Raw genomic sequence first — 4,238 nt, forward strand, 5'->3', positions numbered from 1 at the left:
AGCGCGTCGTTGTGTGGTGTGTATTATAGGTATAAAAAAATACTTTGCAATGAATTTTTTGCATTTTTTATTTGAAAGATTAATTTTTATTCATCATCAATCTTTCTATATCTTCTAAACCCTGCTTCATATAAGACTTTATTTAACTTCTTCAGTAGTATTTCCTTTTGCTGTCTATTTAACATTTCGCTATTTTTATTCAGTAATGCACAAGCTAGTTTCCAATAAGTGTTTAAAGTAGCTGGTATTCCAAATTTCCTTAGCCTGACAATCGCATTCTCAGCCCCTACTATCTTTAGTGTGTTGACATCATGAATACCAACCTTCTTTAACATTCGCTCATACTTTATAGAAAGATTAGGAAGATCTTTTAAGCGATTTGCCTTTGACAGGGCAATCTCATTTTTCCTATCCTGAACTTGTTTAATGGAAAGCATAAGCAATTTACGCAATAAAACCCGATCACTTAGAATATCGTTAGTAAGACAATAGTAATCCGACAAAACAAATTTAGCATCAACTTCATTTTTTGTGAAAGCTACACATCCTGAATCTATCAATCGACTAGATAATTCATCTTTTGCTTGAAGATAAAACCTTCCATTCAGCCATAAACCAAACATAAGTTCTTCATTGTAAAATAACCCGTAACCAGTGAACAAATTCTTTGAAGTCACATTTCCGATTAATTCATTAGTCATCATACAAATGTTATCAATTTGCTTATCTTTAATGTTTAATATTGCCACAATCCCTCCAAATTAAACTGCAATATATTTATGAATAAGTAACCCTTCCTTTTATAACATATATATTACCAGAGTAAAACAACTTAATTACAGATTTGTGACATAGATCGTAAATTTGAAACTTATTGTAAAGGATATAGTTATATAATAAATTTCCTGTTCAATAACTTATATTTAATAGACATATCAGTTTTCAATAAATTCATACAAGTCAATAGAATGAATATTAATATAATATATTGCTTATTTTTAGAAAAAGAACGGCATAGCAGGTTAAAATGACAGTTATTAAAAAATTAATTTACAGTATTTATATTTCCTTAAGACACTAAAAGAATATACTCTGCTCTCTAAAACTAAAAAACATCTAAATTCCAGATACTTAGATAAATTTTTACGCTCCTCCAATCCACTATATTTCCTCATTACATCCAAAATTTCACTTGCCGCTGTACGTCAACACAGATACAATTTTAATATGCTCACAGTGATTTAAAAGGTAAAAAATGGCTACTCAAGAAGAAAAACAAAAAGCTCTTATTGCAGCGTTAGGACAAATCGAAAAACAGTTTGGTAAAGGCTCTATTATGAAATTGGGTGATACCAAGACGTTGGATGTTGAATCCATTTCCACCGGTTCCATTGGGCTAGATGTAGCACTAGGTATTGGCGGTTTGCCTATGGGCCGTATCGTCGAGATCTTCGGTCCTGAGTCTTCTGGTAAAACAACCCTTACCTTATCTGTCATTGCACAAGCTCAAAAAGCAGGTAAAACCTGTGCATTCATTGATGCCGAACATGCACTTGATCCGATTTATGCTGCCAAATTAGGGGTTGATGTAAAAGAATTATTAGTCTCTCAACCTGATAATGGTGAACAAGCATTAGAAATCTGTGATGCTCTTGTCCGTTCAGGTGCCGTTGATGTCATAATCGTAGACTCCGTGGCAGCACTTACACCAAAAGCAGAAATTGAAGGTGAGATGGGAGACTCCCATATGGGTTTACAAGCACGCTTGATGTCTCAAGCATTACGTAAACTAACCGGTCAAATTAAAAATGCCAACTGCCTAGTGATTTTCATCAATCAAATTCGTATGAAAATTGGTGTAATGTTTGGTAATCCGGAAACTACAACCGGTGGCAACGCTCTAAAATTTTATTCGTCTGTTCGTTTAGATATTCGTCGTACCGGTTCTGTAAAAGACGGCGAGGACATTATTGGTAACGAAACGAGAGTGAAAGTAGTGAAAAACAAACTTGCTGCACCATTCCGCCAAGTAGAATTTCAAATTCTTTACGGTGAAGGAATTTCAAAAGTGGGAGAATTGATTGAGCTAGGTGTAAAACACAAACTTGTGGATAAATCCGGCGCTTGGTATGCCTACAACAATGAAAAAATAGGTCAAGGTAAAGCAAATGCAATGAAATGGTTACACGAAAATCCAGAAAAAGCGCAAGAATTAGAAACAAGGCTTCGTACGGAATTGGTTGCCAACCCTGAACAATCATTAATAGTCGATATTGAACAAGCCGCAAATAATTATTCGGATGAATTATAATGCGCTTTTAATACCATAGAAGTGCGGTCAAATTTTCTCCAAATTTTAACCGCACTTTTTATGGAAGCAAGCATATTTCAACCGTGTTAAATGATATTGTGAGTTTCTTAATATGTCGAGAATATAGTGAATTCGGGCTTGGCAGTAAAATGTAAGAAAAAGCATTTTCAGAAGAACAAATGTAAAACACACTAGAACAGTATCGGCAGAAAAACTGCCAAAATGATAAGTGTTTTGACGAAAACAATTTCTAGATTATATGGAAAGCCATCCCCTAAAATGAAACAAAAAATCTAGCAATATATGCTTTTTCGTGGATGTTACAGTGAAAATTTTGCCGATCTTACTGGTTCTACTTCTAAATAAAATTTCTAACTTAAGACTTAAGTAGTAGTTTATACAATAAAATACCTAGTGTCGTACTGATTAATCCGCCTATTAAATGGAAAGTAATAACACTAAGAGCATTAAACCATTTGTCTGACATTAGAAGCTCAATCACTTCAATCGAAAAAGATGAGAATGTAGTAAACGCACCAAGAAAACCTGTCACTAGAAACAATTTCCATAAATCATTAACTTGTGGATATTGCCAAAAAAGTGCCATCAACATACCTACCAAAAAACAACCGATAAGATTAACAAGTAAGGTTCCAAAAGCAAAAGTAGAGAACAGGGAATTAAGGCTATAGGTTACTCCCCATCTCCCTAAGGCACCTAATATCGCCCCACAACTAATACATAATATAGCTTGGAGCATTACTTGATTCCGAATTGAAGTTGAAGATATTTTGCGACTGATTCATTTTGATTTGAACCTATTTGCTCTAATTCCGGGCAAACCTGTTTCAGTCGTTTATCAGCATTTTCCATGATGCAGCCTTTCCCAACAGAGGAAAGCATTTCTACATCATTCATCCCATCTCCAAAAGCGATACAACTTTCCAAACCGTAATCTCGTTGCTCTAACACATGTTTTAAAGCTTCACCTTTGGAAACATTTCTGTTCATAACTTCCAAACATGCTAATGCAGAATAAACAATAGTTGTTTTATCGCCAAAATGCTTACGTAAATATTTTTCCACTTCAATTAAATCTTCAGGTGTTTTTCCAATAAAAAATATTTTTTCCACACTACGAGCGTGATGTTTAGAAAAATCAACCACGTCATACATGAAACCTGAATCTTGATGAAATTTTTTCAATGCTGGAACTTCTTTATTAATAAACCATCCCTCGTCTTGATAGGTATTTAAACAAACCTTAGTTTCATCAAATGGTGTTTTATACAGTTCAAGTACAATATCTTCCGGCAAACTATTGCTATAAATAAGGTTTCCCGCCATATCGCGCACTCTTGCTCCGTTTGAAGTAATCATTACCGCACGTTCTGCACCGATTTTTCCAAGAATAGAAGCAACATCAGTATGATTTCTTCCTGTGGCAAGGATAATATCAATACCGTTCCGTTCAAGGCGATTCAGTGTATCAATCGTAAAGTCTCCGATGACATGATGAGTGTTCAATAACGTACCGTCTAGATCAGAAACAACAGCACGAAAAAGTTGTTTTGACATAAAAAAATCCTCTAAAAAGTTTTTCCCGATCATATCAAAAAACGAGACATAAAATGACCGCACTTTTTGATTGAGCCACAAATGTGACAAAAGTATAAAACTAAAAAGGCAGATCCTTCGACCTGCCTCCATATTCAATTCATCAAATGAATTATTTAATAATTTTAGCAACAACACCCGCACCTACGGTACGACCACCTTCACGAATCGCGAAGCGTAAACCTTGGTCCATCGCAATCGGATGGATTAAAGATACGGTCATTTTGATGTTATCACCCGGCATTACCATTTCCACACCTTCCGGTAACTCAATTGTACCGGTTACGTCTGTTGTACGGAAATAGAATTG

Annotated in this window: 5 protein-coding genes; 1 reads left to right on the forward strand and 4 read right to left on the reverse strand. The window is 34.9% G+C overall.

The annotated features are described in order from the left end of the window. Positions 1 to 86 precede the first annotated feature (86 nt). Complete coding sequence (locus BKL51_RS09195) at positions 87 to 749, reverse strand: TfoX/Sxy family DNA transformation protein (protein WP_143530583.1); 663 nt, start codon at positions 747 to 749, stop codon at positions 87 to 89. A 506-nt stretch (positions 750 to 1,255) separates the two neighbouring features. On the opposite strand from BKL51_RS09195, the gene recA reads away from it, so the two are divergent. Further along, the gene (recA, locus tag BKL51_RS09200; RefSeq protein ID WP_077466398.1) at positions 1,256 to 2,311 is read left to right on the forward strand and encodes a recombinase RecA; all 1,056 of its coding nucleotides are present in this window, start codon (positions 1,256 to 1,258) and stop codon (positions 2,309 to 2,311) included. A 376-nt stretch (positions 2,312 to 2,687) separates the two neighbouring features. On the opposite strand, the gene crcB is transcribed toward recA, so the two are convergent. The 3 genes from crcB to BKL51_RS09215 all read right to left on the reverse strand — a co-directional run. Continuing rightward, positions 2,688 to 3,071: a fluoride efflux transporter CrcB gene (crcB, locus tag BKL51_RS09205; RefSeq protein WP_077466399.1), complete on the reverse strand. Its 384-nt coding sequence runs from the start codon at positions 3,069 to 3,071 to the stop codon at positions 2,688 to 2,690. Then, positions 3,071 to 3,889, reverse strand: coding sequence for a Cof-type HAD-IIB family hydrolase (locus tag BKL51_RS09210; RefSeq protein WP_077466402.1), 819 nt, complete (start codon positions 3,887 to 3,889; stop codon positions 3,071 to 3,073). Before BKL51_RS09210 ends, crcB begins: the two co-directional genes overlap by 1 nt. 151 nt (positions 3,890 to 4,040) lie before the next feature. Next, positions 4,041 to 4,238: translation elongation factor Tu (locus BKL51_RS09215; RefSeq protein ID WP_077466400.1), on the reverse strand; the 198-nt coding region annotated here is incomplete at its 5' end.

Source organism: Rodentibacter sp. Ppn85, assembly GCF_001999335.1.
Taxonomy (GTDB): Bacteria; Pseudomonadota; Gammaproteobacteria; order Enterobacterales; family Pasteurellaceae; genus Rodentibacter.

What these genes read in the sequence shown, in the direction of transcription:
- recA (WP_077466398.1), top strand. Translation starts at nt 1,256, where the DNA reads ATGGCTACTCAAGAAGAAAAACAAAAAGCTCTTATTGCAGCGTTAGGA.
- crcB (WP_077466399.1), bottom strand. Translation starts at nt 3,071, where the DNA reads ATGCTCCAAGCTATATTATGTATTAGTTGTGGGGCGATATTAGGTGCC.
- BKL51_RS09210 (WP_077466402.1), bottom strand. Translation starts at nt 3,889, where the DNA reads ATGTCAAAACAACTTTTTCGTGCTGTTGTTTCTGATCTAGACGGTACG.